At 74.0% G+C, this 3,799-nt stretch carries 4 protein-coding genes; 3 read left to right on the forward strand and 1 reads right to left on the reverse strand.

Going from position 1 to position 3,799, the window contains the following annotated elements; all coding sequences use genetic code 11:
* Window positions 1-658: 658 nt before the first annotated feature.
* The 3 genes from ACTJI6_RS23735 (at window position 659) to ACTJI6_RS23745 (ending at window position 3,604) form a co-directional block, all read left to right on the forward strand.
* Window positions 659-1,258, forward strand: a complete 600-nt coding sequence (locus ACTJI6_RS23735) for a hypothetical protein (protein ID WP_440804209.1) — start codon at window positions 659-661, stop codon at window positions 1,256-1,258.
* A gap of 92 nt (window positions 1,259-1,350) precedes the next feature.
* A complete protein-coding gene (locus ACTJI6_RS23740) occupies window positions 1,351-3,408 on the forward strand; it encodes an AAA family ATPase (protein WP_440804211.1) in 2,058 nt (685 codons plus the stop codon).
* A complete protein-coding gene (locus ACTJI6_RS23745) occupies window positions 3,398-3,604 on the forward strand; it encodes a hypothetical protein (protein ID WP_440804213.1) in 207 nt (68 codons plus the stop codon). The genes ACTJI6_RS23740 and ACTJI6_RS23745 overlap by 11 nt, the downstream gene beginning before the upstream one ends.
* Before the next feature lie 43 nt (window positions 3,605-3,647).
* Here the strand turns inward: ACTJI6_RS23745 and ACTJI6_RS23750 are convergent.
* Window positions 3,648-3,799 (reverse strand): helix-turn-helix domain-containing protein (locus ACTJI6_RS23750; protein WP_440804215.1); only part of this gene is annotated, 152 nt, incomplete at its 5' end.

Raw genomic sequence — 3,799 nt, forward strand, 5'->3', positions numbered from 1 at the left:
GGCCGACAGCGCCGACGATCCGGTGCCGGTCGCGGCCTGACAGCCGCCTTTCCCTCACATCCCTCCCTGCCGTGACCGGTGCGTGCTGCGCGCGCACCGCCCGGTCGGCGCATCGCCGCGTCCCTGCCACCCAATCGCGGCGGTCCCACCCCTGTCTTCATGAGGATTTGCATGTCCATCCTGCCTCATCCCACGGCCGCTCTGCCGCAGCTCGCCGGCCTGGTTCTTCACCCGGGCCCCCTTCATGCCCACTGGATCGCAGCGGCGGAGCAGAAGGGTTTCGATGTCCTGGCCCGGGTCAAGGACCGCCTTCACCTGGCCCTGCGCTGCCGGTGCTGCGGCGCCGTCAGCGTGACCAGGCTCTTCGTGCTGATGACCAGCCAGCCGCTCTGCCGCACCTGCCTGGAGACGGCCCGCGCCGCCCGCGCGGCGGCGGCGGGCCTTGCCTATCTCGGCCCCGGTCCCGATCACCCACAATACGGCCTTTTCCGCGCCACCTGCGGGCACGTCCTGCGGCGGCAGTTCGAGATCATCGACCGCGTCGCCCGTGGCGAGACCGGCCTGCGCTGCGAGACCTGCTTTGCCGAACGCGAGAGGCAGATCGCCGCCCGGCAGGGCTGGACCCGGATCGGNTCCGCGCGGCAATCCGAACTATCACATGTATGTCCACGAGGCCTGCGGGCATGCCCAGCGGATCGCCCGCGCCAATCTCGGCTGGGGCCAGTGCGACTGCGCCGGGTGCGGGGAAAGCTGGACCGCCAAGCCGAGCTTCCTCTACCTGTTTGCCATCAGTCACGACGGCATGGACCTCTTGAAGCTCGGCTACAGCGCCAATCCGCTGAAGCGCCAAAGACACCAGCTTGGGCTGCCGAAGACCGCGCAGGTGACGTTGCTGCGCCGTGTCGCCATGCCGACGGGACACGCGGCCTGCGCCGCCGAGAAGCGCCTGCACGCCCGGCTGCGCCGGCAGCATCCCGAGGCGGTGGTGCCGCCCGGGGACTACCGGGGCATCCTCAACGTGGTCAGCGAGGTCTACCGGCCCTGGCTAAGGGCCGAACTGGAGCGCCGACTCGACAGGATCGATAAGGCCGCCGCCGGGGGCGGCATGGCCCCGGACGCCGGCGCCCAGGACAGCCGAACCGAGGACTACCGAGCCGGGGATGACGGGGGCGAAGGCGCACGAACCGGAGCCGGCAACGACGATGGCGACGACGGCGGTAGCCAGGATGGCGGAGGCGACGACAGGGCGGCCTGCTGAGCCGCCTCCGCCCGGGGGCGATCGCCGCCGCCCCCAGCCCTGGGGCCTCCCCTGCCACACCCCTGCCCCTGCCCTTCCCGAAGGAGCTGTCCATGCCCAGCCCGTCCGCCATGCCCGCCTGGCTGCCCCACTACCTGACTGTCGCGGCCTGCCTGGACGCGGCGCCCTGTCCGCCGGTCGCTGATGCGCCGGAGATTTCCGAGACGGTCTTCCAGGCCCTGGTCGAGGGCCGCCTCGACGACGTCGTGGACCAGATCGAGGAGCTGCCGGACTGGGAAGAACGCCCGCGTCCGGCGACCCCGCTGGGGGACGACCCGCTGCGCGCCATCGCCCTTGCCGGGCTGTGCCGGGCGCTGCCGACCTCTGAGGCCATCGCCGCGCTGACGGCGGTCGGCGCCGTCACGGTGCTGGACTGCCCGCCTGGCGGGATGATCGACGACGCGGCCTCCCTGCTGTCCGCCCTGCTGGCACCCGGCACCGGGCGCCCGCCGGTGCGGGTCGTCACCCTGCGGGCGACCGGCGACGCACGTGCGGCGGGACGGTCTGAGCATGCCCTCGCCCAGGCCGTGGCCGCGATCACCGCGACGACCGCGCCCCATGTCTTGTTGCTCGAGGAGGGCGTGGCCCTCCCGCGTGACATTGCCGCCATGCTGCCCCCGCTCCTGCGCCTCGGGCCCGTGGACGGATGGCTGATCGCCGCCGCCCTCAGCCTGCGTGGTGGCGACGCGGCCGGTCTGCGCAAGGGCCTGCCTGGGGACGCCGCGCTGCGGGCGCTGTCGCCCCTTCAGTTGCGTTTCGCCCTGCGCCACCGCGTCCGGGAGCGGCAGATCGCGGAGTTGCACCGTATGACCCGGTCCAACCGGTCCAACGGTCCGACCCTGGACGTCATCGTGGGCGATGGCGAGGCCGAGACGGCCGCCCGCCGCCTGGTCGCCGATCTCGCCGCCTGGTCGGCCGGCCACATCGAATGGGGCGAGATGACCCGCTCGCTGCTGTTCGTCGGCCCGCCCGGCACCGGCAAGACCTGGCTGGCGCGCGCCATCGCCGCCTCCGCCGGTGTGCCGCTGATCGAGGGCAGCCTCGCCGCCTGGCAGGCCGCCGGCCATCTGGGCGAGATGCTGCGCGCCATGCGCGCCAGCTTCGCCCAGGCCCAGGCGGCCGTCCCGGCGGTGCTGTTCCTGGACGAGATCGACAGCGCCGGCGACCGCGACAGCGACGACAGCCACGCCCGGACCTATCGCCGCCAGGTGATCAATGCGCTTCTCGAACTGCTGGACGGCGCCGGCCGGACGCCCGGCCTGGTCGTCTTGGCCGCCTGCAACGACATGGACGTCCTCGACCCGGCGCTGCGCCGCCCCGGCCGGATCGACCGGATCGTCGCGGTGCCGCCCCCCGGTCTTGCCGCCATCCTCCACATCCTGGGCCGGCGACTTGACGGCTCGCTGTCGGCCAAGGCGATCGACAGCCTGGCGCGGCGCGCCATCGGTCACAGCGCCGCCGCCATCGACGGCGCGGTGCGCGAAGCCCGCAGCCAGGCGCGGAATGCCGGCCGGGCGCTGACCGGCGGCGATGTCGCCCGCGCCCTGGGACTGGCCCGGGAGGAGCCGGCGATCATCCGCCGCTTCGCCCTCCACGAGGCCGGCCATGCCATCGCCGCCACCTTGTTGGCGCGCGGCCGCGTCCAGGAGATCCGTGTCGGCATGGCGGGCGGCCATGTCGCGTTGGGACACCGGGCCTCGCTGCTGACCCGGCGCGATCTGGTCGATCAGCTGACCTGCCTGCTGGCGGGCCGGGCGGCCGAGGAGCTGGTGCTGGGCAGCGGCTGCACGGGCGCCGGACGCGGCGCCGACAGCGACTTGGCCAAGGCAACGGACATCGCTCTGCGGCTGGAACTGGTCTACGGGCTGAGCGGCCACAGCCTGGTCCGGTTCGCCGATCCGGCGCGGATGCTCGTGTCCGATCCGGCGGTGCGCACCCGGGCCGACCGGCGGCTGCGCACGGCGCTCCGCCGCGCCCGCCAGCTCCTGGCTGCGGAATATCACTGGCTGCGGCACCTCGCCGACCGGCTCTGCGCCGAGCGCGTCATCGCCTGCGGCGAGGACGGCCTTGAGCGGCCCGGTCCGGACCCGGAGGCCCGCCATGAGCCGTGAGCCGGGCCTCCCGGCGCTGCTGGCCGAGGCGCGGGACGAGGTGGCGGTCCTGGGCGAGATCCTCGATCTCCTCTACCTGGCGGCCGAGGGCCTCGGCGACAGCCCGGGCGCCGCCCTGGCCCGCGGCGCCATGCTGGCCCGCGACCGGCTGGACCAGCTGCGGGACCTGCTGCGCGAGGCCCGGCCGCCGCCGTGACACAGCCGCATGATGCCGCGACTTCCTCCGGGCGGCTCCCCGGTCAGGCGGCGGGACCGTCGCGCTCCGCCTCCGCCTCGCGGATCAGCTCCGACAGCGGCGTTTCCAGCCGGGCGGCGAGCCTGGCCATGGTCAGCAGGCTGGGGCGGTGCTTGCCGGCCTCGAGCAGCGAGACATAGCGCGGGCTGAGCCCGG

The organism is Paracoccus sp. 22332, from assembly GCF_052045125.1.
GTDB lineage: Bacteria > Pseudomonadota > Alphaproteobacteria > Rhodobacterales > Rhodobacteraceae > Paracoccus > Paracoccus haematequi_A.

Bases quoted from the DNA above. Each gene is read 5' to 3' on its own strand.
- ACTJI6_RS23735 (WP_440804209.1), top strand. From the start codon at position 659: ATGTATGTCCACGAGGCCTGCGGGCATGCCCAGCGGATCGCCCGCGCC.
- ACTJI6_RS23745 (WP_440804213.1), top strand. From the start codon at position 3,398: ATGAGCCGTGAGCCGGGCCTCCCGGCGCTGCTGGCCGAGGCGCGGGAC.
- ACTJI6_RS23740 (WP_440804211.1), top strand. From the start codon at position 1,351: ATGCCCAGCCCGTCCGCCATGCCCGCCTGGCTGCCCCACTACCTGACT.